This is a genomic window from Amycolatopsis sp. NPDC047767 (assembly GCF_040704195.1).
GTDB lineage: Bacteria > Actinomycetota > Actinomycetes > Mycobacteriales > Pseudonocardiaceae > Amycolatopsis.
The window spans coordinates 11178-37543 of sequence record NZ_JBEYSJ010000037.1; the positions used below are offsets into that span (position 1 = coordinate 11178).

General features: G+C 72.0%; 26 protein-coding genes. 13 read left to right on the forward strand and 13 right to left on the reverse strand.

The window, feature by feature from the left end; all coding sequences use genetic code 11:
- Positions 1–53: 53 nt before the first annotated feature.
- Both AB0878_RS40885 and AB0878_RS40890 read left to right on the forward strand, forming a co-directional pair.
- Positions 54–833, forward strand: a complete 780-nt coding sequence (locus AB0878_RS40885; RefSeq protein ID WP_366586944.1) for a cyclase family protein — start codon at positions 54–56, stop codon at positions 831–833.
- Entirely contained in the window at positions 830–2464 is a 1635-nt protein-coding gene (locus AB0878_RS40890) for a thiamine pyrophosphate-binding protein (RefSeq protein WP_366586946.1), read from the forward strand. The genes AB0878_RS40885 and AB0878_RS40890 overlap by 4 nt, the downstream gene beginning before the upstream one ends.
- A 46-nt stretch (positions 2465–2510) precedes the next feature.
- Here the strand turns inward: AB0878_RS40890 and AB0878_RS40895 are convergent, their stop codons facing one another.
- Positions 2511–3263, reverse strand: a complete 753-nt coding sequence (locus tag AB0878_RS40895; RefSeq protein ID WP_366586948.1) for an SDR family oxidoreductase — start codon at positions 3261–3263, stop codon at positions 2511–2513.
- 23 nt (positions 3264–3286) lie between these two features.
- Positions 3287–4465 (reverse strand): cytochrome P450, encoded by a 1179-nt coding sequence (locus AB0878_RS40900; RefSeq protein ID WP_366586951.1) that lies wholly within the window; start codon positions 4463–4465, stop codon positions 3287–3289.
- A gap of 145 nt (positions 4466–4610) precedes the next feature.
- Here AB0878_RS40900 and lepB point away from each other — a divergent pair, with 145 nt between their 5' ends.
- Positions 4611–5528 (forward strand): signal peptidase I, encoded by a 918-nt coding sequence (gene lepB / locus AB0878_RS40905; protein ID WP_366586953.1) that lies wholly within the window; start codon positions 4611–4613, stop codon positions 5526–5528.
- 49 nt (positions 5529–5577) lie between these two features.
- Positions 5578–6756: a hypothetical protein gene (locus AB0878_RS40910; protein WP_366586955.1), complete on the forward strand. Its 1179-nt coding sequence runs from the start codon at positions 5578–5580 to the stop codon at positions 6754–6756.
- Here the strand turns inward: AB0878_RS40910 and AB0878_RS40915 are convergent.
- Both AB0878_RS40915 and AB0878_RS40920 read right to left on the reverse strand, forming a co-directional pair.
- Positions 6726–7304, reverse strand: a complete 579-nt coding sequence (locus tag AB0878_RS40915; RefSeq protein ID WP_366586958.1) for a helix-turn-helix domain-containing protein — start codon at positions 7302–7304, stop codon at positions 6726–6728. The two genes, AB0878_RS40910 and AB0878_RS40915, sit on opposite strands and share 31 nt — an antisense overlap.
- A complete protein-coding gene (locus tag AB0878_RS40920) occupies positions 7301–7726 on the reverse strand; it encodes a nuclear transport factor 2 family protein (protein ID WP_366586961.1) in 426 nt (141 codons plus the stop codon). Before AB0878_RS40920 ends, AB0878_RS40915 begins: the two co-directional genes overlap by 4 nt.
- A 205-nt stretch (positions 7727–7931) precedes the next feature.
- Between AB0878_RS40920 and AB0878_RS40925 the strand changes: the two genes are divergently transcribed.
- The gene (locus AB0878_RS40925; RefSeq protein ID WP_366586963.1) at positions 7932–8429 is read left to right on the forward strand and encodes a cupin domain-containing protein; all 498 of its coding nucleotides are present in this window, start codon (positions 7932–7934) and stop codon (positions 8427–8429) included.
- A 4-nt stretch (positions 8430–8433) separates the two neighbouring features.
- On the opposite strand, the gene AB0878_RS40930 is transcribed toward AB0878_RS40925, so the two are convergent.
- Together AB0878_RS40930 and AB0878_RS40935 are read right to left on the reverse strand one after the other, a co-directional pair.
- A complete protein-coding gene (locus AB0878_RS40930) occupies positions 8434–9105 on the reverse strand; it encodes a hypothetical protein (RefSeq protein WP_366586965.1) in 672 nt (223 codons plus the stop codon).
- Complete coding sequence (locus AB0878_RS40935) at positions 9102–9611, reverse strand: SigE family RNA polymerase sigma factor (protein WP_366586968.1); 510 nt, start codon at positions 9609–9611, stop codon at positions 9102–9104. The genes AB0878_RS40930 and AB0878_RS40935 overlap by 4 nt, the downstream gene beginning before the upstream one ends.
- 118 nt (positions 9612–9729) lie before the next feature.
- On the opposite strand from AB0878_RS40935, the gene AB0878_RS40940 reads away from it, so the two are divergent.
- Positions 9730–11106, forward strand: coding sequence for a M20 family metallopeptidase (locus tag AB0878_RS40940; protein WP_366586970.1), 1377 nt, complete (start codon positions 9730–9732; stop codon positions 11104–11106).
- A 252-nt stretch (positions 11107–11358) separates the two neighbouring features.
- Positions 11359–11856: an ATP-binding protein gene (locus AB0878_RS40945; RefSeq protein WP_366586972.1), complete on the forward strand. Its 498-nt coding sequence runs from the start codon at positions 11359–11361 to the stop codon at positions 11854–11856.
- A gap of 43 nt (positions 11857–11899) precedes the next feature.
- Here the strand turns inward: AB0878_RS40945 and AB0878_RS40950 are convergent, their stop codons facing one another.
- Entirely contained in the window at positions 11900–12526 is a 627-nt protein-coding gene (locus tag AB0878_RS40950) for a DsbA family oxidoreductase (protein WP_366586975.1), read from the reverse strand.
- A 203-nt stretch (positions 12527–12729) separates the two neighbouring features.
- Here AB0878_RS40950 and AB0878_RS40955 point away from each other — a divergent pair, with 203 nt between their 5' ends.
- The 3 genes from AB0878_RS40955 to AB0878_RS40965 all read left to right on the forward strand — a co-directional run bounded on the left by AB0878_RS40955 (position 12730) and on the right by AB0878_RS40965 (position 15071).
- The gene (locus AB0878_RS40955) at positions 12730–13398 is read left to right on the forward strand and encodes a DUF3159 domain-containing protein (protein WP_366586977.1); all 669 of its coding nucleotides are present in this window, start codon (positions 12730–12732) and stop codon (positions 13396–13398) included.
- A gap of 121 nt (positions 13399–13519) precedes the next feature.
- Positions 13520–13873, forward strand: coding sequence for a YciI family protein (locus AB0878_RS40960; RefSeq protein ID WP_366586980.1), 354 nt, complete (start codon positions 13520–13522; stop codon positions 13871–13873).
- 7 nt (positions 13874–13880) lie between these two features.
- Positions 13881–15071: an RNA polymerase sigma factor gene (locus AB0878_RS40965; RefSeq protein WP_366586982.1), complete on the forward strand. Its 1191-nt coding sequence runs from the start codon at positions 13881–13883 to the stop codon at positions 15069–15071.
- Here the strand turns inward: AB0878_RS40965 and AB0878_RS40970 are convergent.
- A complete protein-coding gene (locus AB0878_RS40970) occupies positions 15068–15922 on the reverse strand; it encodes an EamA family transporter (protein WP_366586985.1) in 855 nt (284 codons plus the stop codon). The genes AB0878_RS40965 and AB0878_RS40970 overlap by 4 nt on opposite strands.
- Positions 15923–16005: 83 nt before the next feature.
- On the opposite strand from AB0878_RS40970, the gene AB0878_RS40975 reads away from it, so the two are divergent.
- On the forward strand, positions 16006–16899 hold the full coding sequence (locus AB0878_RS40975) for a LysR substrate-binding domain-containing protein (protein ID WP_366586987.1): 894 nt from the start codon (positions 16006–16008) through the stop codon (positions 16897–16899).
- Between the two features lie 13 nt (positions 16900–16912).
- Here the strand turns inward: AB0878_RS40975 and AB0878_RS40980 are convergent, their stop codons facing one another.
- The 3 genes from AB0878_RS40980 to AB0878_RS40990 form a co-directional block, all read right to left on the reverse strand.
- Positions 16913–18127 carry an MFS transporter gene (locus AB0878_RS40980; protein ID WP_366586990.1) on the reverse strand — a complete coding sequence of 405 codons (1215 nt, stop codon included), beginning with the start codon at positions 18125–18127 and terminating at the stop codon, positions 16913–16915.
- Positions 18128–18169: 42 nt separating this feature from the next.
- Complete coding sequence (locus tag AB0878_RS40985; RefSeq protein WP_366586992.1) at positions 18170–18949, reverse strand: methyltransferase domain-containing protein; 780 nt, start codon at positions 18947–18949, stop codon at positions 18170–18172.
- A gap of 157 nt (positions 18950–19106) precedes the next feature.
- Positions 19107–20699 carry an APC family permease gene (locus AB0878_RS40990; protein ID WP_366586994.1) on the reverse strand — a complete coding sequence of 531 codons (1593 nt, stop codon included), beginning with the start codon at positions 20697–20699 and terminating at the stop codon, positions 19107–19109.
- A gap of 341 nt (positions 20700–21040) precedes the next feature.
- On the opposite strand from AB0878_RS40990, the gene AB0878_RS40995 reads away from it, so the two are divergent.
- Positions 21041–22072 (forward strand): LLM class flavin-dependent oxidoreductase, encoded by a 1032-nt coding sequence (locus tag AB0878_RS40995; protein ID WP_366586997.1) that lies wholly within the window; start codon positions 21041–21043, stop codon positions 22070–22072.
- A gap of 243 nt (positions 22073–22315) precedes the next feature.
- Complete coding sequence (locus AB0878_RS41000) at positions 22316–23248, forward strand: hypothetical protein (protein ID WP_366587000.1); 933 nt, start codon at positions 22316–22318, stop codon at positions 23246–23248.
- Positions 23249–23495: 247 nt separating this feature from the next.
- On the opposite strand, the gene AB0878_RS41005 is transcribed toward AB0878_RS41000, so the two are convergent.
- Together AB0878_RS41005 and AB0878_RS41010 are read right to left on the reverse strand one after the other, a co-directional pair.
- Positions 23496–25154, reverse strand: a complete 1659-nt coding sequence (locus AB0878_RS41005) for an alpha-glucosidase (RefSeq protein WP_366587002.1) — start codon at positions 25152–25154, stop codon at positions 23496–23498.
- A gap of 20 nt (positions 25155–25174) precedes the next feature.
- Positions 25175–26365, reverse strand: coding sequence for an enolase C-terminal domain-like protein (locus tag AB0878_RS41010; RefSeq protein ID WP_366587005.1), 1191 nt, complete (start codon positions 26363–26365; stop codon positions 25175–25177).
- Position 26366 lies beyond the last annotated feature (1 nt).

Sequence of the window (26366 nt, forward strand, 5' to 3'; positions counted from 1 at the left end):
GTCTCCCCCAGGTTTCACGGATGGGCAGTTCACCGTCGAGCACTGGAGGACGCATGTCGTTGCTGGCCGAGCTGAGCGCGGCGATCACCGGGGGTGGCATCGAGGTCGTGGACCTCACCGCTCCCCTGACCTCGAGCACCCCGATCCTGCAGCTGCCCGAGCCGTTCGCGAACACGATCCCGTTCCGGCTCGAGGAGATCAGCCGCTACGACGAGCGCGGCCCGCGCTGGTACTGGAACGACATCCACACCGGCGAGCACACCGGCACCCACTTCGACGCGCCGGTGCACTGGCTGTCCGGAAAGGACGGTCTCGACGTCTCGCAGGCGCCGCTGAGCACGCTCGTCGCGCCCGCGGTGGTGCTCGACGCGTCGGCGAAGGCCGAGGGCAACCCGGACTTCCTGCTGTCGGTCGACGACGTGCGGGAATGGGAGTCCGAGCACGGCGCGCTGCCGGCCGGCGCGTGGCTGCTCTACCGCAGCGGCTGGGACGTGCACTCAAGCGACCAGGACGAGTTCCTCAACGCCGACGAGTCCGGCTCGCACACCCCCGGTATCTCGCCGGAGTGCGCCAAGTGGCTCGCCGAGGAGACGCCGATCGCCGGGCTGGGCGTGGAGACCGTCGGCACCGACGCCGGCCAGGCACCCGGGCTCGACCCGGCCTTCCCGTGCCACGAGCTGCTGCTCGGCGCGGGCAAGTTCGGCCTGACGCAGCTGCGCAACCTGGCGAACCTGCCCGCCACCGGCGCGATGCTGGTCATCAGCCCGCTGCCGATCGTCGGCGGTTCGGGCAGCCCGGCCCGCGTGTTCGCGCTCGTCGAGCGTGGCGCGTGAAGGTCGCGGAACTCGTCGGGCGCACGCTCGCCGACCTCGGCGTCGGCATGGCCTTCGGCGTGGTCGGCAGCGGCAACTTCGAGGTGACCAACGCGCTGCGGGCGGCGGGCGTGCGCTTTGTCGCGGCGCGGCACGAAGGCGGCGCGGCGAGCATGGCCGACGCGTACGCGCGGATGAGCGGCCAGGTCTCCGCGCTGAGCCTGCACCAGGGGTGCGGGCTGACCAACGCGATCACCGGCATCACCGAAGCGGCGAAGAGCCGCACGCCGATGGTCGTGGTCACCGCCGACGCTGCCGCGGCGGCCGTGCTGTCGAACTTCAAGATCGACCAGGACGCACTCGGCGTCGCGGTCGGCGCGGTGGCCGACCGCGTGCATTCGGCGGAATCCGCCTTCGCCGACACGATCCGCGCGTTCCGCACCGCACGGCAGGAGAACCGGACCGTCGTGTTCAGCCTGCCGATCGACCTGCAGCAACAGGAAGCACCGGCACCCGGCGAAGTGCCCGAGGTGCCCGGTCCCGCGCCGATCCGGCCGGAGAGCGCGGTGTCCGGCGAGCTGGCGGAGCTGCTGTCCGAGGCACGGCGCCCGGTGTTCATCGCCGGGCGCGGCGCCCGGGGCCAGGCCACCGCGCTGCGGGCGCTGGCCGACGTCACCGGCGCGCTGCTGGCGACCTCGGCCGTGGCCAACGGCCTCTTCCACGACGACCCGTGGTCCCTCGGGATCAGCGGCGGCTTCTCGTCGCCGCTGACCGCGGAGCTGATCGCCGACGCGGACCTGGTCGTGGGCTGGGGCTGCGCGCTGAACATGTGGACCACGCGCCACGGCAAACTGCTCGGGCCGCGGGCGCGGCTCGTGCAGGTGGATCGCGAGCAGTCCGCGCTCGGCGCCCACCGGCCGATCGACCTCGGCGTGGTCGGCGACGTCGCGGCCACGGCCGTCGACGTGCTGGAGCTGCTGGAGTCACGCGGGCACAAGGCCGAGGGCTACCGCGGTGCCGAGGTCGCGGCACGGCTGGCGGCCGAGGCGCGCTGGAACGACGTGGCGCACCTCGACAACTCCGGCGACGGCCGCATCGACGCGCGCACGCTCAGCGCCCGCCTCGACGAGCTGCTGCCCGCCCGGCGCGTGGTGTCGATCGACTCGGGCAACTTCATGGGTTACCCGAGCGCGTACCTGTCCGTGCCGGACGAGAACGGGTTCTGCTTCACGCAGGCCTACCAGTGCGTCGGGCTCGGGCTGGGCACGGCGATCGGCGCCGCGCTCGCGCGCCCGGACCGGCTGCCCGTGCTCGGCGCCGGCGACGGCGGGTTCCACATGGCGATCTCCGAGCTGGAGACGGCCGTGCGGCTGCGGCTGCCGCTGGTGGTGATCGTCTACAACGACGCCGCGTACGGCGCGGAGGTCCACCACTTCGGCGACGCCGACCTCGACCCGGTGCGTTTCCCCGACACGGACCTCGCGGCGATCGCGCGCGGCTTCGGCTGCACCGGCGTCACCGTGCGCACGCCGGGCGACCTGGCCGCGGTGACGAAGTGGCTCGACGGTCCACGCGAAACGCCGCTGGTGATCGACGCGAAGGTCTCCGACGACGGTGGTTCGTGGTGGCTCGCCGAAGCGTTCGGGCACTGAGGATCGGCCGCCGAGGCCCGGGTGCGCTGAGCTTTTCGGCCCGGTGTCAGTGTTTGCTGCCCGCCCGCGCGGCGATCCGCGTCATCAGCGGGCGGGGCAGCAGCTTCCCGAGCGCCGCCGCGGTCTTGTAGCGGAGGTCGGGGATGCTCACCGCCGTGCCTCGGCGGAAGTCGCGGATCGCGGCGGCGACGAGGGTTTCCCCGTCCAGCCACAGCGAGTCCGGGATGCCGCCGGTGTCCATTCCGGACCGTTCGTGGAACTCCGTGCGCACCCAGCCGGGGCACAGCGCCATCACGTGCACACCGCTGCCGCGCACCTGTTCGCGCACGCTGTCGCTGAAGACGACGACCCACGACTTCGACGCGCTGTAGGTCCCCCGCGAGAAGAACGCCGCCACCGAGGCCACGTTGATCACTCCCCCGCGCCGCCGCGTGAGCATGCCGGGCAAGGCCGCCTTCGCGATCCGCAGAACGGCCTCGCAGTGCACCCGCAGCATGGCCAGCTCGGCGGACACCTCGGTCTCGAGGAACTCACCGTGCTGCCCGAACCCGGCATTGTTCACGACCAGGTCGACCGTCGGCACCCGCTCTTCCACGCGGGTGATCCCGGCGTCCGTGGCCAGATCCGCCACGAGGACCTCGACCGGCACGCCGTGGTCCGCCCGCAGCGAGCTCGCGAACCGTTCGAGCCGGGCCTCGTCCCGGGCGACGAGCACGACGCCGAACCCGTCGGAGGCGAGCCGGCGGGCGAACGCCGCGCCGATTCCGGCGGTCGCACCGGTGACGAGGGCTTCGGGCATGCGCGGCAGTCTAGGCCGCCCGCTCACCAGGTCATCGGCAGCCGGGCGATCGACCCGCCCACCTGGTCGCCGAGTTCGCTGCCCAGCATGGGGATCCCGGTGAACGGGACGGCGAGACGCAAGTCCGGCATCCGCGTCAGCAAAGCGGCATACGCGGCGCGCAGCTCGACGCGCGCGAGCGGCGCGCCGATGCAGTGCGACATGCCGTAGCTGAACGCCGGGTGCGGATTCGGGCGGCGCCCGACGTCGAAGCGCTCGGGATCGGTGAACACGAGGTCGTCGAAGCCGGTCGAGTAGTGGTCGCACAGCACGAGGTCGCCCGCGCGGATCACGACGTCCGCCACGGCGATGTCCTCGGCCGCGTACCGCGGCACACAGGACTCGGCGACGCGGCCGACCCGCAGCACCTCTTCGACGGCCGTGTCGAGCAGGCGCGGGTCGGCCCGCACCCGGTCGCGCTCGCCGGGATGCCCGGCGAGCAGCGCGATGCCCGCGCTGAGGTTGCTCGGCGTCACCAGGAAGGAGAAGCTCGCGAGCGCGAGCAGCCCCGACACGTCGGCGTCGTCCGGGATCACCTCGCACAGCGTGGACGCGAGGTCGTCGCCCGGGGTGTTTCGCTTGCGGCGCGCGAGTTCGCGCAGGTACGCGTACAGCTCGTCCAGTGCCGCGGCCGCGGTGTGTTCGGCGTCGACCTCGCCGGCGCCGAGGAGCAAGGCGAGGAAACCGTCCGGATCGGGCACGCCGACGAGGTCGCACAGGATCCGGAACGACAGCGGCAGCGAGAAGTCGTTGTGCAGGTCGGCCGGCGGCCCGGCGGCGAGCACCACATCGATCTGCTCGTCGACCATCGCCGCGACGCGGTCGGCCAGGCGCTGCATCTTGCGGCCGGTGAAGTGGGGCACGAGGGCGGCGCGGATGTCGGCGTGGCGTTCGCGGGCGGCGGCCGGCTCCGCGTCGGACACCGCCAGGTCGAACATCGGCGTGCGCACGTACCGCGGCCGGCGGGTCGGATCGGGGTGCGTCTTGCCCAGCCGCGGGTCGAGCAGCAGCTGCCTGAGCTCCGCGAGCCGGGTGACGAGCCAGGCTTCGTCACCCGCCGGCGTCCGCACGCGGGCGACGGGACCGGTGTCACGCACGGCGCGCAGCACCGGATCCAGCTCGCCCAGTACCAGGTTCCCGCATTTCAGCACGGGTGTGTCCACCGCCGGCTCCCTCCGGTCAAGATCACTTCACGCTAAGCGCGCGCGACTGCGGGAAACCCCAGTGATCCCCCTCAGCGGGACGACACCCCGATCGTGATCGGTGGCGCTGCGGCGGCGGCGCGCGGGAAGTCGGTAGCCTGGCCCCGTGGTCGACCCCATCCCCCGCGGTTCCGCCGAGAGTGACCCCGAACGTCCTGATCAGGACGGTGCGGGCGAGTCGTCCGGTTCGGACGGTCGCGGACGCAAGGCACGCAAGAAACGTCCGTTCTGGCAGGAACTGCCGATCCTGATCGTGATCGCCCTCGTGCTCACGATCCTGATCCAGCAGTTCGTCGCCAAGGTCTTCATGATCCCCTCCGAGTCCATGGAGACCACGCTGCACGGCTGCACGGGCTGCTTCGGCGACCGCGTGGTCGTCGACCGGGTCACCTACGACTTCACCGACCCCTCGCCGGGCGACGTGATCGTGTTCCGGGGGCCGGGTCCATGGACCGAACACGAGATCGCGCCGCAGGAGCCGAGCAACATCTTCGCGAAGGGCCTGCGCGAGCTCGGCTCGCTCGTCGGCTTCGCGCCGCCGGACGAGCAGGACTTCGTCAAGCGCGTGATCGCCGTCGGCGGGCAGACGGTGCAGTGCTGCGACCCGCAGGGCCGGGTGATCGTGGACGGCAAGGCGCTCGACGAGCCCTACATCCACTGGGCTGACCCGAACAACGCGGCCCAGCAATCGTTCGCCCCGGTCACGGTGCCGCAGGGCAGCCTCTGGGTCATGGGCGACAACCGCAACGACTCGTGCGACTCGCGTTGCCAGGGCGACGGCGGGGTCAACGGCACGGTGCCGGTCGACGACGTGATCGGCAAGGCGCGCTTCATCGTCCTGCCGCCGTCGCGCTGGGGCGGGGTGAGCGACTTCGACGCGCAGGACTCGGCGACGCCGGTGGCGCTCGGCGCGCCGGCGTGGCAGCAGGGGCTGCCGCTCGGCGTGGGCACGGCGCTGTCGGTGCCGACGCTGATCCTCGGCCGGCGCACGCGCGAAGCACTGCGCAAGCGCCGCCGCGGCTGACCGCGTTCCGCCAGGAGAGTTCACCCGGGTCCCGTTAAGGTCACCCGACGTGGACAGCGCGCGCGAACCCTACGACCGCGAAGCCGCCGAGCAGTGGTTCCGGCGGCGCGGCCTGCCGTCGGTGGTGCGGGGACGTCCTGCGCACCTGCTGGTGCGGATCGTGCCCGCCGAGGTGTTCGTGGTGCTCGGGCTGCTGTTCACCACGGCGACGTCGGTGCTCGACGGCGGCAGTGACGACGAGTTCGCGCGCCGGATGGACCAGACCTGGTTCGCACTGCTCTACCTCGGCGTGCTCGTCGCGTACGTGGTGGTGCCGTCGGCCGGCGCGTGGCTCGCCGCGCGCTGGGTCCGGCGGCGCGTTCCGGCGCGGCAAGGCACGCCCGTCGCGCTCGCGGTGGCCGCGGTGTTCCTGGTGCTCAACCCGATCGTCGACGCCGCGGCCCCGCCGCACGACTCGCTGCCGGTCGGCGTGCTGGAGCAGCTCGGGCTGCTGGTGGTGCTGCTCGTCGCGGCGTTCTTCGGCGGCGGCTCCATCCTCGGCTGGGCGCTGCGGGCCGCGTTCCGCCAGCTCGCCCGCCTCGGTGACCTCACGTCCCGCGCGTTGCCGCTGCTCCTGCTGTTCACCGTGTTCGGCTTCTTCACCACCGAGATCTGGCAGGTGACCGCCGACCTGACGCGGCACCGGATCTGGCTCGTCGTCGGGCTTTTCTCGGTGGTGGCGGTCCTGTTCCTCGTGTCGACGCTGTCCGACGAAGTCCGGTCGCTGACGAAGGTGGCGAAGCCCGCCGAGCCGGACACGCTGGAGGGGACACCGTTCGCGTCGTGCACCGATCCGGCGCCGGAGCGGGTGCCGCTGACCAAACTGGAGCGGGCGAACATGGTGCTCGTCCTGCTGCTCACGCAGATCCTGCAGACGCTGGTGCTGTCGGTGCTCACGTTCGTGTTCTTCGTGGCGTTCAGCGTGATCACGGTTCGCGCGCCGGTGATCAAGTCGTGGGTCGGGCACGATCCGTCGCCGGGCACGCTGTTCGGCATCCAGGTGCCGATCGCCAACGAGCTGCTGCAGGTGTCGTTGTTCATCGCCGCGTTCTCGGCGTTGTACTTCGCGGCCGGCGCGGTCACGGACGCGACCTACCGCAGCTCGTTCTTCGAGCCGCTCGTGCGGCACCTGGGCACGAGCCTCACGGCCCGCGACCACTACCTCGCGCGCCTGCCCGTGCGCGGCTGAGCCCGCAACCCGTCCAGCACGAGCTGCAGCAGGCGGTCCGGCAGCTTCGGATCGTCCGGCGTTTCGTCGGCCGCCTGGCCGATGGCGCCGGCGAGGCGCAGGAGGTCGGCGATCCTCGCGTCCTTGTGGGCCTCGCCCGCCTTTTGCGCGCGGGCGAGCAGGGTTTTCCCCGCCTGCTCAACGGGAATCCGCGCCGCGGCGAGTGTCGCGTTCGGACGGTCCGGCCCGGTCGCCGCGGCGATGGCCTGCCACGCGCGGTGCCGGTCGACCACGGCCCGCAGCCAGGTGCCCAGCGCGCCGAACGCGTCACCGGCCCGGGCCGCCTCCCGGCCGAGGTCGAGCAGCGCGTCCACCTCACCCCGGAACACCGCGTCGAGCAGGTCTTCGCGGCGCGGGAAGTGGCGGTACAGCGTGCCGATCCCGACGCCGGCCCGGCGCGCGACCTCCTCGAGCGAGGCGTTCGTGCCGTGGGCGAGGAACGCCGCCCTAGCCTCGGCGACGAGCCGCTCGCGGTTGCGGCGGGCGTCGGCGCGTTGCGGGCGGGTCACGCCGCTTTGAGGTGGTGGCTGAGGTCCCCGGCCAGCGCCACGTGCGGCCGCCGTTCGACGAAGCGCCATCCGTAGTCTGCGCGTTCGAAGCGGTCGTCGTAGTGGCCCGACGCGATGGGCTGCAGCGGCAGCCCAGGCACGGCTTGCAGCGCCGTCCAGTAACTGTGGGCCGTGGCGGTTCCGGCGGCCTCGTCGACATGGACGCGCACGTTGCTGGTGACGTGACGGGTGCGCGGGGTGCCGTCGGGGTAGAGCACGAGGGTGTCGTGGAAGTACCGCTCCACGGCTTCGCGCCCCGTCGCCGGGTCACCACCGGCGAAGGTGCCGTGGGCGAACAGCTCGCCGACCGCGGCGAAGTTCCCCGAGTCGACGTGGGCGGCGTAGGTGAAGATCAGGTCCTCGATGGCGTGGCGTGCGGACATGGTCGCTCCCGGTGCGTAAGAGGAGGGGTGCCTCCGCTCTACTATACGGAGGTACCCCTCCTCTTGGCCAGTGCCGTGTGCCGGTCACCCAAAACCGTTGGCGCGCTGGGGAAATTCACGGCGGCGCGGCCGGCGGCGGGCGTGGTACGTTCGCCGCGGATCCGGCGCCGCCGCGATCCCACGACGGACTTCCTGGGGGCTTCACATGTCCATCGTCATTCCCAGCTTCGACGACTCCGTGATCGTGCGGTCGGGCGACGCCGAGGTCATCGGCCGCGCGCCCACGACCGTCAAGCTGCTCGCCGACAGCAGCGCCACGGGCGGCGCGCTGTCGACCATCCAGGTCGAACTCAAGGACGGCGCCAACGGCGCGGCGCCCCACCACCACGCCGGCTCGGCCGAACTGTTCTACGTCCTCGGCGGCACCGTCCAGGTCCTCTCGGGCGACACCGTCGTCACCGCCGACCGCGGCGACCTCGTCGTCGTGCCGCCCAACCTGACCCACGCCTTCGCCGCCGCCCCGGGCGAGGACGCCGACCTGCTCATCGTCATCGCCCCCGGCGTCGAGCGCTTCGAGTACTTCCGCCACCTCGAGCGCATCGCGTACGGCAAGGCGGCCCCCGAAAGCCTCCTGGAGGTCCAGGAAATCTACGACACGTACTTCAGCGCGAGCGCGGCCTGGGAAGCGGCGCGGGCCGTCTGAGCGGTCACTTGGGCAACGAGTCCCCCACCGTGCTGTACGCGTTCATCGGCAACGTCGTGATGCCGCCCAGGACGGTGGTGTCGCGGCGGGGGAACCAGAAGACCGTGACTGCCAAGGCGTCGACGCGCTGGGTGTCGGCGCCGTACATCAGGCCGTTCACGTCCGCGGTGATGCGAGTGGCGGGGCCGGAGTAGTAGCCGTAGAGGGGCACGTCCCGGCCCGGGCGGCCCGCGGTGAGGGCGTGGAAACCGGGTGAGCTCGCGCGGGAGCCGGTGGCGAGCTCGGCGGTGACGCCGCCGGCCGTGCGGTGGCCGAGCACGAGCTGGTACGGCGAGCTGTCGGGCAGCGCCGGGGTGCGCTCGAAGAACAGCACCACCTCGCCTTCCGGGTCCACGATCCTCGTGCCCACCACGTCGCCGATCGGCGCCGCGGTGCGTTGTTCGGGCTGAGCGGCCGTCACGGCCAGCGTGGTCACCGCGGGTGCATCCGGCGTCCGCAGCAGCTGCGCGCCCACGACGACGCCGACCAGCACGACCACCGTCGCCGCGGCGGCCGAAAGGCGGTGCAGGTGGCGGCGCCGGCGTCCCCGGTGCATCACGCCGGCCAGGTCGACCGCCGAGAATTCCACGGCGGGCGGCTCAGTGAGCACCCCGCGCAGCGCTTCGAGATCCGTCACGACACCTGCCCCGCCGCGCACGAGCGCCGGTCGGCGGCCGTGATGCGCATCTTCGCGAGCGCCCGCGAGTTGGTGCTCTTCACGGTGCCCAGCGACACCTTCAGCTCGGCCGCGACGTCGGCCTCCGACAGGTCCCAGAAGTGCCGCAGCACCACGATCGCGCGTTCCCGCGGGCTCAGCGGCGCCAGGGCCCGCATCAGCCACTCCTGGTCGGCGACGCCGGCGGTGAAGTCGCGTTCGACGGCGCGCTCGGGCACGTCCTCGGTGGCCTGCTCGCGGTACGGGCGGCGCCAGCGGTCGATCACGTGGTTGGACAGCACCTTGCGCGCGTAGGCGAACGGGTCCTGCTTGCGGATCCGCGGCCACGACGTGTACGTGCGCACCAGGGCGGTCTGGACGTCGTCCTCAGCCTGGTGCCGGTCGCCGGTCAGCAGGTAGGCGGCGTGCAGCAGCCGCGGCGAGACCGCGCGGACGAAGTCCGCGAACTCGCTGTCACCTCGGGCCATGCCGGTCCTCGCGCGCGTACATGACCGGTCAGACGAGCGGGACCGCGAAAAGGTTGAGTCCATTTTCGTCGGCGCCGGGTGCTACAACGGACCCGGCGTCCCCGACGGAAGGTGCTCGATGCAGCGCGCGGACACGATCGACCAGGCCCTGGAGCGGTTCGACTCCGGCGAGCTCTTCGCCGAGCTCGCGCGCCGCGTGGCGTACCGGACCGAGAGCAACCTCGCCGACGGGCACCCGCGGCTGCGCGCGTACCTCACCGACGAGCTCGCCCCCGCGCTGGAAGCCCTGGGCTGCCGCACCCGCGTCGCCGAGAATCCCGTGGCGCCCGAGTGCCCGCTGCTGGTGGCGACGCGCCACGAGTCCGCCGACCGGCCGACGGTGCTGCTCTACGGCCACGGCGACGTCGTCAACGGCGAAGCACCCCGCTGGCGCGAAGGCCTCGACCCGTGGACGCTGATCGCCGAGGGCGAGCGCTGGTACGGCCGCGGGTCGGCCGACAACAAGGGCCAGCACACGGTCAACCTCTTCGCCCTGCGCGAGGTGCTGCGGGCGCGCGGGCAGCTCGGGTTCAACCTGGTCGTGCTCGTCGAGACCGGTGAGGAACGCGGCTCCCCCGGCCTCGTCGAGGTGTGCGGCGAGCTGCGCGACGAACTGCGCGCGGACGTGCTGATCGCCTCCGACGGGCCACGCGTGCGGGCCGACCGGCCGACGCTGTTCCTCGGCTCCCGCGGCGTCACGCAGTTCACGCTCACCGCGGACCTGCGCCCGCGCGACCACCACTCCGGCAACTGGGGTGGCGTGCTCCGCAACGCGGCCACCACACTGGCCGCCGCGATCGCGTCCCTTGTGGACGGCCGGGGCCGGATCCTGGTACCGGGACTGCGTCCCCCGGCGGTCCCGCCGTCAGTGCGCCAGGCGCTCGCGTCCGTGCCGGTCGGCGGCGGCGCGGACGACCCGGCCGTCGACGAGGACTGGGGCGAACCGGACCTCACGCCGGCGGAACGGCTGTTCGGCTGGAACACCGTCGAGGTGCTGGCGTTCCTCGCCGGCTCGCCCGCGTCACCGGTGAACGCCATCCCCGGCCGCGCCGAGGCGACCCTGCAGCTGCGGTCCGTGGTGGGCACGGACCTCGCCGGGCTCGAGCCCGCGCTGCGGAACCACCTGTCGGAGCACGGTTTCCCGATGGTCGAGGTCGCCGTGACGGAAAGCCGGCCGCCGACGCGCACGGATCCCGGCCACCCCTGGGTGCGCTGGGCGGCCGGCTCCGTCGCCCGCACCACGGGCAGCGCGCCCGTGCTGCTGCCCAACCTCGGCGGCACGATCCCCAACGACGCGTTCGCCGAAGTGCTGGGCCTGCCGACGATCTGGCTCCCCCACTCGTACCCGGCCTGCGCGCAGCACGCACCCGACGAGCACCTGCTCGCTCCCCTGGCCCGCGAGGCCGTCGCGATCATGACCGGGTTGTACTGGGACCTGGGCGAAAAGGACAGCTGAGCGGATCTCGCCGGTTCGCCGGGGCCCGAGACGAGCCGGGACCTTGATCACGGCGAACCCGCGGGCGCCTCGACCATCACGGCGGGTACCGCGAAGCCGTGACCTGGGGCGTTCACCCAGCGAATCCGGATGCGTGACCGTGCGGGTACACACATCGACCTCCCGCCGCGAACCGCCGCGAGGTCGATGGCATGATGCCCCAACCGGTCCCGCTCGCGGAGGGCGGCAGTGAGCCGACGAGGAAGGTGAGGCTTGAGCACGCGCACCACCCAGGTGGACGATCTCCGACTGGTGGCTCAGCCCAGTGCGGTTCCGTGCACCGAGCTGTTCGTCCGCCTGATCCTGTCGGACTGGTCGCTCCTGCCGATGCTGGAACAGGTCACGGCCGTCACGTCACGGCTCGTCGGCGACATCGTGGACCAGAGCAACTCCGCCGCCCCCGCGTTCATCACCGTGCGCCTGCAGCTGCGCGGCGAGGTGCTCGTGGTCGAGATCGAGGACGACCTCGTCGGCCCGAACCCGCCGCGCACCGCGCCCGGCGAGCAGATCGGCGTGGAGCCGCTGCGCAACGGCCGCCTCACGTGGTGCGAGATGCCACTGCCCGGCGGCATGACCGCGGGCCAGGTCCGCCTGCCGCGCCGCCAGGAACGCCGCACCCTCGTGGACGAGCCCGTGTCGGGCGCGCCGGTCGCCGCCGACCCGGAAGTGCTGGAACGGCTGCTCAACCGGCTCAGCGGCTGGTCCGGCTGAGCAGCTCGTCCACAGTGGACCCGGTGGGCTCAGTGGCCGCCGGTCACGCGGCGCGCCCGCTCCACGCGCGCTCGAGCGCCTGCGCGAACACCTCGGTGGCCTGCCCGCCCGCGACGCCGATGCGCCGGTCCAGCACGAAGAACGGCACCCCGGTCGCGCCGAGCTGCGCCGCTTCCCGCTCCTCCGCGCGCACGGCGTCCGCGTAAGCCGCCGGATCGGCCAGCACGCGGCTCGCGTCCTCGCGGTCCAGTCCGGCCTCCACCGCCACGTCGAGCAGCGTGTCCCCGGTGAACAGCGGCCGCGCGTCGGCGAAGTTGGCCTTGAACAACGCGTCCACCATGCGGTGCTCCAGCCCGCGCTCGCGCGCGAGGTGCATCAGGCGGTGGGCGTCGAAGGTGTTGCCGATCTCCCGGTCGGACCGGTACCCGAGCCCGACCTCCGCGACGAGCCCGGCCAGGCGCTCTTCCATCTCGACGGCCTGCGGCCCGTACCTCGCGGTCAGCATCTCCTGCAACGGCTCCACCGTGTCGCGCGACGGGTCCAGCTCGAACGACCGGAACGTCACCTCCACCTCGTCCCGGTGCTCGAACCCCGCCAGCGCCGCCTCGAACCGCGCCTTCCCGAGGTAGCACCACGGGCAGATGACATCGCTCCAGATTTCCACGTGCATGGCCCCAGCCTAAGGAGCACGGGGGTGATCCAGAAGTACGCACTCCCAGGTAACCGACCGCTCCCTGCGCCGCGGGGCGGCCGTCCCGGCGGGTGTGGGCGGACTCACCACGAGCCGGACCCACGCAGGGTGACCGCCGGGACCACCCGACCGTGGGCCCAAGCTAGGAGTTTGCCTAGTTCCCGCCCGTTTCAATCGGAGGTGTGGAGCGACCTGGGACGAAGACCGAAGCCCGGCGGGACGACGCCGGGTCAGCCTCCGAGTCACGGCCGCGCACGGCGTGGGAGCGGACGGGCGGGCTGGTGGGCCTGCTCGTGTCGTCGCTGCCGTCGCTGGTGTTCGTGGTGGTGAACTCCTTCGCGGGGCTCATCCCGGGGATCGTGGCCTCCGTGGCGTCCGGTGTGGTGTTCGTGGTGCTGGCCGTGGTGCTGAAGAAGCCGCTGCAGCCGGCGGTGTCGAGTTTCGTCGGGGTGGCGATCACGTCGCTGATCGCGTTCCTCACCGGCTCGGCCAAGGGCTACTTCCTGTCCGACATCTGGTTCAGCCTCGCGTGTTTCGTGGTGCTCGCGGTGTCGATCATCGTGCGCCGGCCGCTGGTCGGCGTGGTGTGGAGCCTGGTCAACAGCGAGAAGATGACCTGGCTCGCCGACCGGCGCTCGCGGCTGGGCTACGACCTGGCCACCGCCACGGCCACGCTGGTTTTCGCGTCGCGCTTCCTGGTGCAGCAGTACCTCTACGACCAGGACCGCACGGGCTGGCTCGCGTTCGCCAAGATCGCCATGGGCAACCCGCTCACCGGCCTCGCGTTCGGCGCCGCCGCGTGGGCGATCCACTACGCGAGCAAGCGCGAGAAACTGCTGGCCGACGCGTAGCGGCGAGAACGCGGCAAAGCGAGAAGTTTTTCCCTTCGTGGTGTCGAATGGCGTCGAGCCGGTTCGTGGGCAGGGTGAGGGACCGGCGAACGGACCGGTCGCCCGAGCGAAGGAGCCCGCCATGAAGCAGTACCTGCTCGCCGTCCAGCTCGACGAGAGCAAGCCGGAGCCCGAGGAGGACTTCGAGCCGATGCTGGCCCGGACCGGCAAGGTCACCGAGGACATGAAGTCCGCCGGGGTGTGGGTGTTCGTCGGCGGCCTGGAGCCCTCGCACGCGTCCACGGTCGTGCGGCCCGGCGACGGCACGGTCACGATCACCGACGGCCCGTTCGCCGAGACGAAGGAACAGCTCGGCGGGTTCTGGGTGATCCGGTGCGAAGACCTCGACCAGGCGCTGGCGTGGGCCGAGAAGTGCGCGCTGGCCTGCGGCCAGGCGATCGAGGTGCGCCCGTTCGGCGAAGTCCCGCGGCGCTGAGGCGCCGATGGACCTCGACAGCGTCTACCGGGCGGAGTACGGCCCCTGCGTGGCCACGCTGACGCGTCTCCTCGGCGACATCGGGCTCGCCGAGGAAGCCGTGCAGGACGCGTTCGCGGTGGCCGTCACCAAGTGGGCCGACGGGCTGCCGCCCAACCCCGGTGGGTGGATCGTGACCACCGCGCGCAACCGCGCCATCGACCGCCTGCGCCGCGAGTCCACTCGCGAAGCGCGCCACGCGCAGGCGTTGCTGCTGAGCCGGCCCGACGAGCCGCAGGAGGTGGGACCCGTGCGCGACGACCAGCTCCGCCTGATCTTCACCTGCTGCCACCCGGCGCTCTCGCCTCTCGCGCAGACCGCGCTCACCTTGCGGCTGCTCGGCGGGCTGGAGGTGCCGGAGATCGCGCGCGCCTACCTCGTGCCGGAGGCGACCGTCGCCCAGCGGATCGTGCGCGCCAAGAAGAAGATCCGCGACGCCGGCATCCCCTACCGCGTGCCCGCCGAGGCCGACCTGCCCGACCGGCTGCCTCCCGTGCTCACCGTGCTGTACCTGGTGTTCAACGAGGGTTACACGTCGACCTCCGGCGAGCTGCTGCGGACGGATCTGTGTCTCGAGGCCGTGCGCCTCGCGCGGGCGCTCGCCGACCTCATGCCGGACGAGCCGGAGGTGCTCGGGCTGCTGGCGCTGCTCCTGCTCACCGAAGCCCGTCGGCCGGCGCGCGTCGGTCCCTCCGGTGAGCTGGTGGTGCTCGCGGAGCAGGACCGGTCGCGGTGGAACCGCGAACTGATCGCCGAGGGCCACGACCTGGTGCGCCGCTGCCTGCGCCGCGCGCAGCCGGGTCCGTACCAGCTGCAGGCCGCCATCAACGCCGTGCACACGGACGGGCCGGCCACCGACTGGCCGCAGGTCCTGGCGCTCTACGACCAGCTCCTGCGGCACGCCCCGACGCCGGTCGTCGCGCTCAACCGGGCGGTCGCCGTCGCCGAGGTGCACGGTCCGGCGGCGGCGCTGGCCGTCGTGGACGAACTGGACCTGCCGGGGTACCACCTGCTGCCGGCGACCCGCGCCGACCTGCTCACCCGGCTCGGCCGGACCACGGAAGCCGTCGCGGCCTACGACGAGGCGATCGGCCTGGCCGGCAACGACACCGAACGCGCCTTCCTGCGGACGCGCCGGGCTCGCCTGACCGAAACCTAAGGCGCCGCAGCGGGTTCCCGCGCGCCGGTGCGTTCGGCACCGATGCCCGCGACCACCACGAACAGCACCCCCGCGGCCGCGGCGAGGTCGGGCACCTGGTGGAGCACGAGCAGCCCGATCGTCATCGCGATGGCGGGTTCGAGGCTCATGAGCGTGCCGAACGCCGACGCGTTGAGCCGCCGCAGCGCGAGCATCTCGAAGCTGAACGGCACCACCGGCAGCAGGATCGCCAGCCCCAGCCCGGCGAGCAGGAGCTCCCACGACAGGTGCCCGAACACCGCCGGGCCCTGCACCAGCGTCGCCACGATCGCCGCCACCGGCATGGACACCGCGAGCCCGCGCACGCCCGACACCTCGTCGCCGACGCGTTGCGTCAGCAGGATGTAGGTGGCCCAGCAGACCGCCGACGCGAGGGCGTAGCCGACGCCGACCAGGTCCGCCCCGCCTTCCCACGGCTCGGTCAGCAGCAGCACACCGACGGCGGCGAGCACGGGCCACAGGCGTTTGCCGCCGCGCCCGCGCGTGATCGCGACCGTCAGCGGGCCGAGGAACTCCAGCGCGCTCGCCGTGCCCAGCGGCAGCCGCGCGACGGCGGCCATGAACAGCATCGTCATGCCGGCCGTGACGACCCCCAGCACCACACACGCGAGCAGTGTCGAGCGGCTGAACGACGACGGGCGCGGGCGGACCAGCACGAGCAGCAGCACCCCGGCCCAGGCGAGCCGCAGCCACGCCGCTCCCTCGGGCCCGACGCGGTCGAACAGGCCGACGGACAGGGCCAGGCCGAGCTGCACGCAGAGCATCGCGGCGACGGCGAGCGCCGCCCCGGTGCGGGTGGAGGAGGAGAGCACGCGTCCAGGAGAACCGATGCCCACCGTTCGTGTCCACGTGCCGATCGTGAACGTACTGTCCGAGAATCCTGGACAATGAGGGCATGGACACCCGCAGGCTGCAGTTCCTCCTCGAGCTGTCGCGGCTCGGCTCGATGCGCGCCGTCGCGGATGTGCTCGACACCACCACGTCGACGGTGTCGCAGCAGATCGCCGCGCTGGCCAAGGAGACGGGCGCGCCGCTGCTCGAACCGGACGGCCGCCGCGTCCGCCTGACCCCGGCCGGGCGGCGGCTCGCCGAGCACGCCGTCACGATCCTGGCCGCAGTGGAGGCGGCGCGGGCGGACCTCGACCCGTACGCGGAGCCCGCAGGCACCGTGCGGGTCGCGGGTTTCGCCACGGCGATCCGGCGGGCTCTGCTTCCGGCGGCCGACCGGCTGGCGCGGACGCATCCGCGGGTGCGGCTGGTGATCAGCGAGTACGAACCCGCCGAGGCGATGACCCAGCTGCTGACCGACGACGTCGACCTGGCGCTGATCTACGACTACGACCTCGCGCCCGCGACCACGGACCGCTCGCTCGACGTCCGTCCTCTGTGGACGGCCGCGTGGGGCCTGGGGGTGCCGGCGACGGATGCGGGCCGCGTGGCGGGCGAGGGCACGCTGGCCGTGTTCGAGGCGTTCCGCGACCACGACTGGATCGGCAACTCCCGCAACCGCGCCGACGAGGACGTGGTGCGCACGCTGGCGTCGATGGCCGGGTTCACCCCGCGCGTCACGCACCTGGCCGACAGCCTCGACCTCGTGGAGGACCTGATCGTCGCCGGGCCGGGCGTCGGGTTGCTGCCGGTTGCGCGCCCCACGCGGCCGGAGGTGGCGCTGCTGCCGCTGACCGGGCCGGACGTGCGGCTGCGCTCGTTCACGGCCACCCGCCGCGGGCGGGACGCGTGGCCGCCGCTCGCACTCGTGCTCGGCCTGCTGCACCGCGGCGACCCGTGACCACGGACTCGAGTCAGGTCCGGAGGCCGGGCTGGGCCTGAGCGCGCTCGGCGTCGCGGAAGGCGGCGGGCGAGAGCTGCCACCACACCACCACGGCGCCGGCCAGCTGGATCAGCGCACTCATCACCCACACCGCGCGCAGGCTGACGTGCGCGGCGACGAACCCGCCCGCGAGCGCGCCGAGCGGCGTCAGGCCCCACGCCAGCGCGCGGTGGCTGGTGAGCACGCGGCCCAGCAGCTGCGACGGCGTGAAACGCTGACGTGAGGACTGGGAACAGACGTTCCACACGAGCGTGGTCGCCGTGAGGAACACGAGCACCAGCCCCACGACCGGCGGCCACGGCGGCACCACGGCGATCGCCAGCTGCGCCACCACCCCGCAGCTCTGCGCCCACCGCATCGACCACGAGTACCCCAGCCGCCGCACCACCCGGTCGACCACGAACGACGACGCGACCCAGCCGACGGCCAGGCACGCCATCAGCCCGCCGTAGCCGACGGGACCGAGGTGCAGCACCTGCGTCGCGAAGAGCACCAGCATCGCGTTGCCGGCGCTCGCCGCGAACGACCCGAGCGCGACGGTGATCGTGATCGACCGCAGCAGCGGCGTGCCCACCAGGTACCGCAGCCCTTCGCCGATGTCCCGCAACGGATGCGCCGGCGACTTGACCGGCGGCGCCGACGGAATCCGCCGCACCAAGGCGAAAGCCACGACCGCGGCCGCCGCGGCGCCCCACGCCGGGATCCCCGCCCCGACCCCGAGCAGCACACCGGTGACCGGCGGGACGACGAACTGCACCAGCCCCCGGTCGATCACCTGCAGCCGCGCGTTCGCCGCCGCCAGCCGGCCGGGCTCCACGACGTCCGGCACGAGCGCGCCGCTGGCCCCGTCGCCGAACACCTGCGCGGTGGTGACCACGAACGCCACCACCGCCACGAGGGGCAGGCTCAGCTCGCGCAGCGACCCGGTCACGGCGAGCGCCACGGCGGCCGCGGTGAGCACGGCGTACGCCCCCGCCAGCACCGCCGTCCGCCGCACCCGGTCGATCACCACGCCCGCGAACAACGACAACACCAGCCACGGCGCCTGCCCGGCCACCGTCACCAGCGAGATCTCCCGCGGGTCGGTCGTGATCGACACGGCCAGCAGCGGGATCGCCGACAGCACCAGGCCTTCCCCCGCCGACCCGAACACAGCGACCAGCTGCAACCGCCCCCACGACCCCATACCGGCGAGTCTGGTGGCTGGGTCAAGTTCTTTTCTTGCCGGTCAAGCCTTTCCGAAGGCGAGCAGGTGCGCGCTGGCGTTGATCAGGTGGGGATCCCGCTCGACCATCCGCGCGCAGCGCAGCGCCGAGTCCAGGTGCTCGTCTCGCAGGTCGGCGGTGGCGATGTCGAGCGCGGCCCACGCGGGGCCTTCCACGCCGAACACGTCGACGTCGCGCACACCGGCGGCCCGCACTTCGGCGCGCAGCTCGGCGGCGGTGTGGAAATGCGCGGGAACGAACCCGACGTGACCGTCGTAGGTTCCGGTGCCGACGACCTCGCCGACCGCGGCGGCCATCCGCACGTCGAGACGCCCGGTCGTCCCCGTTTCCAGGAGCGACAGATAACGGCCGATCGCCGCGGCGCACACCACCCCGCCGGGGCTGAGTACCCGCAGGGCCTCGGCCAGCGCCGTCGCGCGGTCCCCGGCCTCGACGAGGTGGTAGAGCGGCCCGAACAGCAGGACGACGTCCGCACTCGCGTCCGGCCACGGGAGTGCCCGCGCGTCGCCGGGTTCCGCCGTGACGCCGGGGATCGCGGCCGCGGCCTCGACGTGGCAGGGCACCGGATCGACGACGTGCACGAAGTGCCCCTCCGCCGCGAGCCAGCGCGCGTGCACGCCGGTCCCGCCGCCGACATCGAGGATCCGCAACGCTTTCCCGTCCAGCGCCCGGCGCACCAGCTCCCGCGTCCGCAGGAACTCCAGCCTGCCGTGCGGCGAGCGGGTCAGCCGGGTGTCCTCGTCGGTGCCGCGGCCGTAGAACTCGGTGAGGTTCGTCGTCATGGCACCCGAGGATGATCGCGTACGGCGCCGCGCCGCAAGCGAGAATCGGCCGCGCCGACCCGGTTCGCGGCGCCGCCGGTGAGCGTCCGAACGCCCCGCGCCCGTTCCGGCACCGCGGTGACCGGTCTCCCGCAAGGGAAACCGGTCACCCGCGACGTCACTGCACCGCCAGCTCCAGCGCCTCGCGTTCGACCGCCGCCTTCACCTTGGCGCTGTCGACGGCGACGTTCACGGCCCAGTAGAACACGGCCAGGCTGAACGCGATCACCACCAGCAGGTCGATCCACTCCGGCAGGGCGTTGATGTTGCCCGACTCGCCGTAGCGGCCGAGGAAGCCGATGAGCACGTGGCCGGCGAGCCACGGCGCGATCCACTGCGCGGCCTTCCAGTCGATCGGGAGGCGTTCCAGCTTCGGGCTCGTCGCGCGCGCGACGAGGAACAGGCCGAAGCCGATCACGACGGCGATCATGATCTTCCACGTGACGTCGAAGCCGCCCCAGTAGATGATCAGGTTCGCGGCCACGAAGCCCGCGGGCGCCAGCACCTTCGGCATCGGCGCGCGGTACGGGCGCGGGCGGTCCGGGTCGCGCCTGCGCAGCGCGATCATCGAGACCGGCGCGAACGCGTACATCAGCGCGGTGGCCGACGTGATCACGCTGACCAGCGACTGCCAGCTCGGGAACGGCAGGAACGCGATCTCGCCGACCACGAACGACACCACGATCGACCACACCGGGACCCCGCGCACGTTGAGCTTGCCCAGCCCCTTCGGCAGCGTGCGCTCGCGGCCCATCGCGTACGACAGGCGCGCCGACGTGCCGAGGTAGAGCATGCCGGTGCCCGCCGGGGAGACGAAGGCGTCGGCGTAGAGGACGTACGACAGCCAGCCGGCGCCGGCGAGGGTCGCCAGCGTGGCGTACGGGCCGAACGAGCCTTGCGCGATCGGGTTGTCCCAGCCCTTGAGCAGCGCGGCCGGGTCGAGCGCGCCGATGAACGCGACCTCCAGCAGCAGGTAGACGATCGTGCCGATCACCATCGCGACGATGATCGCGCGCGACAGGTCCTTCTGCGGGTCGCGGGCTTCGCCGCCGACCTGCACGGCCTGTTCGAAGCCCTGCAACGCGAACACCACACCGACCGGCAGCGCCGCGAAGATGCCGTGGGCACCGTGCGGGGCGAAGCCGCCGCCCGCGGTGAAGTTGCCCGGGTGGAACCGCAGCGAGAGCAGCACGACCACTGTCAGCACCGGTACCGCGGTCTTCCAGATCACCGTGGCCGAATTGCTTTCCGACAGCAGTTTCACGCCGACGAGGTTGATGAGCGTGAAGATCGCCATGAGCAGCGTCGCCCAGCCGAACCCGCTCGCGGTGAGCGTGCCCGAGGGGCTCAGCAGATTCAGGTGTTCTTTGATCCAGGTGATGTTGTCGAGGTATTCGAGACTGGCCTCGACCTCCACCGGCGCCAGCGCCACCGCCTGCAGCCACGCCACCCAGCCGCCGACGAACCCGCCGAGCACTCCGTACGCGAGCGCGGGGTACCGGGCCGTGCCGCCGGCGACCGGGTAGGCGGCGCCGAGTTCCGCGTGGATCAGGGCGAGCGTGGCCATGATGATCGCGGTGAGCACCCACGACACGAGCGACGCGGGGCCCGCCACCTTCGCCGCCTTGAGCGCGCCGAGCAGCCAGCCGGAGCCGATGATCGAGCCGAGCGAAACGAACATCAGGCCGTAGAAACCGACCGATCTGCGCATTCTCGGCGAAGTGCCCGCGGCTGCGGTTTTCTGGGCAGGTTCAACCATGGATGTGCCTCGATCCGAATGTTCGGGAACTTTGTCCGAATGATTCGCGCCAGTACCTGTTTTCAGGATTTATCGCAAGCCTCCGAATGTATTTCTGACGCGATCACAACGCGCGATTCTGGCGTGCCGGCCGATGGAACGGAACCGTCGCTCCGTTACAAGTTAGTTTCAGTCCGGGAAACCGGACATCTCGTGAGGCTTCGACAAAGTGCTCCAGACCACACCGGAACCGGAACAATCCCGGCGCCGCCGAGGTTGATCTGCGGCAGGACCCGGAGCCAGGAGGAACTGCCGTGCCGATCACCTCGGAACCGTTGCGCAAGCTGGGCTTCCTCACGATCGGGCTGTTCGACGAGGCCGATCCCGCCGCCGGTCACGAGTCGACGCTGCAGGTCATCCAGCTCGGCGAGGAGCTCGGCTTCGACAGCGCGTGGGTGCGTCACCGGCACCTGCAGTTCGGGATCTCCTCCCCCGTCGCGGTGCTCGCCGCCGCCACGCAGCGCACGAGCCGCATCGAACTGGGCACCGCCGTGATCCCCCTCGGCTGGGAGAACCCGCTGCGCCTCGCCGAAGACCTCGCCACGGTCGACGTCCTCTCCGGCGGGCGCCTCAACCCGGGCCTGAGCGTCGGCGAGCCGCGCCACTACGACCACCTCGCGCCCGCGCTCTACCCCGACACGGCGTCGGCCGAGGACTTCAGCTACCGGCGCGTGGAGCGCCTCCTGGGCTTCATCCGCGGCGAGAAGGCCACCGACTTCAGCGGCACCGAGGGCATCGAGGAGTACTCGCCCCGCGTCCAGCCGCACTCCCCCGGCCTCGCCGACCGCCTCTGGTACGGCGGCGGCAGCACCCGCTCCGCCCGCTGGGCCGGCGAGCACCGCATGAACCTCCTGGCCAGCAGCGTCGTGCGCGTCGAGGACCCCGACGCCACGCACGTCGACTTCGCCGCCATCCAGGCCGCCCAGATCCGCGAGTTCCGCGCCCACCACCCGCTCGGCCCTGACGCCCGCGTGTCCCAGGGCCTGGTCGTCATCCCGACCGACAGCGCAACCCCCGAGCAGCGCGCGAAGTACGAGGCCTACGCCGCCTCCCGCCTCCCTCGCGTCGGCAAGGCCCACGGCCCCGCCCGCATGACCTTCGCGGAAGACCTGGTGGGCACCTCGGCGTCCATCGCCGAGCGGCTGTACGCGGATGCCGGGTTCCGGGAGGTCTCGGAGGTGGCCTTCGCCTTGCCGTTCACCTTCGAGCACGCCGACTACGTGCAAATCCTGACGGACATCGCCACCCGGCTGGGCCCGGAACTGGGCTGGAAGCCGGCCGCCTGACGCCGGCTCCCTCACCGGGGTGAGTCGCCGCCGGCACAACCCCGCGCGAGAAGCTCCGCAACTCACCCTGCGCTATGCTCCGTCGCGCACCGTGCGGGCACTGCTGGTGTCGCCCACCCGGCAACCCGGGCGACAGAACCACCGAACAGCACGAACGACCGATCGCGCCCCGTGGGTGCCTGAAGAACCATGGCTGGATTCCCTCCTCGCCGAGCCGGGCGGTGACGAAGGAAGGACTCTGCCGTGACCACCTCAGTCGCCGAGCTCGCCTCGGTCCGCCGCCGGTTCACCGGTGAGACGCATCAGGAAGCCCACAAAGCGATCAGCGCCGATCTCCCCGGCGCGACCACTCCGCGAGATGCGATGATTCCGGCCGCACATTCCTTGCACCAGCGGGTTCTGGAGACTTCGCTCCTGCTCGCCCTCCGGCATTCCGCCCGCCGATCCACCGGGCCCGGGGTGTTCAGAAAGGTCAGCCCACGCCGCGACATGCTCGTGGTCAGCCTGGCCGAGGACGCGGCGCCCCGGTTCTTCCGTGCGCTGCTGGCTCCGGTCGAACCGAATGAGGGCCGCGACGGCCTTCCCGGGTTGCGCATCACCTTCACCGGGCCGCACCTGGAGCTCCGCCTGCTCGATGTCGACGGCCGAGTCACCCCTTGCCGCGTCGTGGTCCGTGACATCGGCGAACACGACTGGACGCAGATCTGGGGCACCATCAGCCACACGGCTTACGGCGGGAGATGCGTGGACCCGCGCCTGGCGTGTTCGCCTCAGTTGAGCTCGGGTGAGCGGCACGGTTACGACTTCCACTGGCAGCACTGCGGTCCGGTCGCGCTCGGCAGCGCGATGCTGCGCCGCATCGGGCTGGTCGCGCACGCGGGCGCGATCGACGTGTGGAGCGGGTTGGGCGGCACGGCGCTCCACCTCGAAACGGAGCAGGGTCCTTCGGTGTTCTCGCTGGTCGAAGATCTGTGCGACCCCGTGGCGGGGATCCTCGGCGAAGGCGTGGTTCTCGAGGGAACACGAGGACCGGTCAAGCCTTCGGCGACCTTCGCGCGGATCATCGACCGGAGCCCGACTCCGGACCGGTTCGTCGGCCGCCTGCGCGACCAGGGCGAGCCCCCGGCGCTCGCGCTGCGCACCGTCGGCCGACCGAGCGCGGCGGCGAACCGGTGACCACCGTCCCCCGGGGCACCGACCGCCTCACCTTCCTGCAGTTGCTCGACCGGGTCCTCACCTCCGACGCTCGCACTCGGCGCGCGCGGGCTCTGGTCCGCACCGTCTCGCTTTCCGTGGCCGTGCTGCTCGCGCCTTTCGCGCTGCTCGCGGTCGGCCTCGCTTTCACCGGGTTCGTCCGCGTCGCGACCGCCGCGGTTGCGGTGCTCGGTGCGGCGGCCGGGAGTGTCGTTGCCTTCACGCGGCGTCAGCGGCGGAAGACGACGGCTTCCCAAGGCCGCAGCGGACCCCCCACTGACACCGGCCCCGGGTAGTTGCCCAGGAGCAGGGAGGCGCCGGACCAGCCGGCCACGGCGGAGGAGGGCAGGTCGAGCGGTGAGCCTGACCAGTTGGCCAGCACCAGCAGCCCGTGGTCACCGGAAGTGCGGGTGAACGCGAACAGCCGAGGGTGATCAGGCTCTAGCAGCGAATACCGGCCCGAGACCACCAACGGCTCTGCATGCCGCAGCGCGATCAGCCGGCGGTAGTGCGAAAACACCGACTCCGGATCGTCCACTTGCGACATTGCGTTGATGGTCACGTGGTTGGGGTTGACCCGGAGCCAAGGCGTACCCGAGGTGAAGCCGGCCTCGGCGGAGGCGTCCCACTGCATCGGGGTGCGGGCGTTGTCGCGGGAGCGGGCGCGAAGGGCCGCCAGGACGACGGAAGGCGGCTGCCCCAACGGGCCCGTCGCCTCGAAGTAGTGGTTGCGGGACTGGATGTCGGCGAAGTCGTCGATGGAGGAGAACGGCACGTTGGTCATGCCGAGCTCCTCGCCCTGGTACACGTACGGAGTGCCGCGGTGGAGGTGGAGGACGGTGGCCAGCGCCTTGGCCGAAACCGCCCGATCAGCACCGTCGTCGCCCCAGCGGGAGACGACGCGGGGCTGGTCGTGGTTGTTCCAGTAGAGGCTGTTCCAGCCGCGGTCGGCCAGGCCGACCTGCCAGCGGGCGAGCGTGCGCTTCAGGGCCACGAGGTCGAACGGCCGCACGTCCCACTTCGAGTGGCCCTGGTCGAGCTCCACGTGGTCGAACTGGAACACCATGTCGAGCTCACGGCGCGCCGGGTCGGTGAGGAGCTCCGCATCGGCAACGGACGTGCCGGGCGTCTCGCCGACGGTCAGGAGGCGATCATCACGGCCGGCGAAGACCTCGCGGTGCATCTCCTGCAGGAACTCGTGAAGACGGGGACCGTTGGCGTACAAGGATTCCGCGTCGCCGTAGAGGTCGCCGGCGACCAGTGGCGCGTCGGGCAGTGAGACGGGCTTGGCGATGAAGTTGATGACGTCCATGCGGAACCCGTCGACTCCGCGGTCGAGCCACCAGCGCATCATCCGGTGGATCTCCCGGCGCAGCTCCGGGTTCTCCCAGTTGAGGTCCGGCTGCTTGCGCGAGAACAGGTGCAGGTAGTACTCCCCCGAATCCGGGTCCTGCTCCCACGCCGGGCCCGAGAAGCGTGAGCCCCAGTTGTTGGGCTCGCGGCGCCACCAGTACCAGTCGTGCTTGGGGCTCGCGGGGTCACGCGACTCGACGAACCACGGGTGCTCGTCGGACGTGTGGTTCACGACGAGGTCCATCACCACGCGGATGTCGCGCGCGTGGGCCTGCGCCAGCAGCTCGTCGAAGTCGGCGAGCGTGCCGAACACCGGGTCGATGCCGTAGTAGTCGCTGATGTCGTAGCCGTTGTCGTCCTGCGGCGACGGGTACACCGGCGAAAGCCACACCACGTCGACGCCCAGCGCGCTCAGGTGGTCGAGCTTGCCGATGATGCCGCGCAGGTCGCCGATGCCGTCGCCGTTCGAGTCGGCGAAGCTGCGCGGGTAGATCTGGTACACGGTGGCGGTCTGCCACCAGCGAGGCGTGTTCATTCCCCTGCTTTCCCGATAGCTCAAGCGAAAACGACGTCGTCGGCGTCGGCGCGGCCCAGATCCAGCTCCATGCCCAGCCCCGGCGCGTCCGACGGGGACAGCACGCCGCCGGCCGGGTTCACCGGCGAAGCCAGGAACAGCTGGTGCACCTGGTTCCACTTCACCAGATCCTCCTGGTACGGCGTGTGGGCCGGCGACTGCGTCAGCGAGAAGTGCAGCGTCGCCGTGGCCGAGTGGCCGTGCGGAATCACCTGGAGGTCGTGGGCGGTGCCGTAGGCCGCGATCTTCAACGCCTCGGAAAGCCCGCCGCACCAGTACAGATCCGGCTGCAGCACGTCCAGCGCGCCCGCGTCCACGAACCGCCGGAAACCCCAGCGCGTGTACTCGTGCTCCGCCCCCGCGAGCGGGATCGGCAGCCGCTGCCGCAGCAGGGCGTACCCGTCGATCCGGTCCGGCATCACGGCTTCCTCGAGCCACCGCGGCCGGAACTCGGCGATCCGCGAAGCCAGCTCCGTCACGTAGGTGACATCCATCGACTGCCAGCAGTCGAACATCAGGTCGTAGTCCTCGCCGACGGCCTCGCGCAGCGTCCGCACGAGCGCGACGTTCGCGCGCAGCCCCTCGTACCCGCTAGCCGGGCCGTGGCGGAAGAACCACTTCTGCGCCCGGTACCCGCGGTCGCGGAACTCCACCGCCCGCTCGCGCACGCGGTCCGGATCCTGCACCGAGAAGCCGAGCATCGACGCGTACGCCGGCACCTCGTCGCGCGTCGGCCCGCCGAGCAGGCGGTACACCGGCTGCCCGAGCCACTTGCCGCGCAGGTCCCACAACGCGTTGTCCACCGCGCTGATCGCGAGCATCGGCTGGCCGCCGCGTCCGTGCACCTGCGCGCGGTGCAGCTGGTCCCACAGCTTCTCGCCCGCGATCGGGTCGCGGCCGAGCAGCAGCGGCCGCAGCTCGTGCGCCACCAGCCACGCCACGGTCTCCGGGACGGGGCCGGCGCGCCCGATCAGGCCCTCGTCGGTCTCGATCTCCACGAAGTACGTGGTGATCTCGAACCCGCCGGGCCGCTGCACCCCGCCTTCGTGGTCGTCGCGGGTGCGGTACTCGGGGTAGACGTCGAGCGGACGGACCAGCCGGTCCTCCCACAGGTCCCCGTCGGTCGGCAGCACACCCTTCAGCCGCCGCAGCCGCACTTCGGCGATGCGCACG

Bases quoted from the DNA above. Each gene is read 5' to 3' on its own strand.
- AB0878_RS40885 (WP_366586944.1), top strand. From the start codon at position 54: ATGTCGTTGCTGGCCGAGCTGAGCGCGGCGATCACCGGGGGTGGCATC.
- AB0878_RS40895 (WP_366586948.1), bottom strand. From the start codon at position 3,263: ATGCCCGAAGCCCTCGTCACCGGTGCGACCGCCGGAATCGGCGCGGCG.
- AB0878_RS40920 (WP_366586961.1), bottom strand. From the start codon at position 7,726: ATGTCCGCACGCCACGCCATCGAGGACCTGATCTTCACCTACGCCGCC.
- AB0878_RS40925 (WP_366586963.1), top strand. From the start codon at position 7,932: ATGTCCATCGTCATTCCCAGCTTCGACGACTCCGTGATCGTGCGGTCG.
- AB0878_RS40935 (WP_366586968.1), bottom strand. From the start codon at position 9,611: ATGGCCCGAGGTGACAGCGAGTTCGCGGACTTCGTCCGCGCGGTCTCG.
- AB0878_RS40940 (WP_366586970.1), top strand. From the start codon at position 9,730: ATGCAGCGCGCGGACACGATCGACCAGGCCCTGGAGCGGTTCGACTCC.
- AB0878_RS40950 (WP_366586975.1), bottom strand. From the start codon at position 12,526: ATGCACGTGGAAATCTGGAGCGATGTCATCTGCCCGTGGTGCTACCTC.
- AB0878_RS40960 (WP_366586980.1), top strand. From the start codon at position 13,520: ATGAAGCAGTACCTGCTCGCCGTCCAGCTCGACGAGAGCAAGCCGGAG.
- AB0878_RS40965 (WP_366586982.1), top strand. From the start codon at position 13,881: ATGGACCTCGACAGCGTCTACCGGGCGGAGTACGGCCCCTGCGTGGCC.
- AB0878_RS40975 (WP_366586987.1), top strand. From the start codon at position 16,006: ATGGACACCCGCAGGCTGCAGTTCCTCCTCGAGCTGTCGCGGCTCGGC.
- AB0878_RS40980 (WP_366586990.1), bottom strand. From the start codon at position 18,127: ATGGGGTCGTGGGGGCGGTTGCAGCTGGTCGCTGTGTTCGGGTCGGCG.
- AB0878_RS40985 (WP_366586992.1), bottom strand. From the start codon at position 18,949: ATGACGACGAACCTCACCGAGTTCTACGGCCGCGGCACCGACGAGGAC.
- AB0878_RS40990 (WP_366586994.1), bottom strand. From the start codon at position 20,699: ATGCGCAGATCGGTCGGTTTCTACGGCCTGATGTTCGTTTCGCTCGGC.
- AB0878_RS41005 (WP_366587002.1), bottom strand. From the start codon at position 25,154: ATGAACACGCCTCGCTGGTGGCAGACCGCCACCGTGTACCAGATCTAC.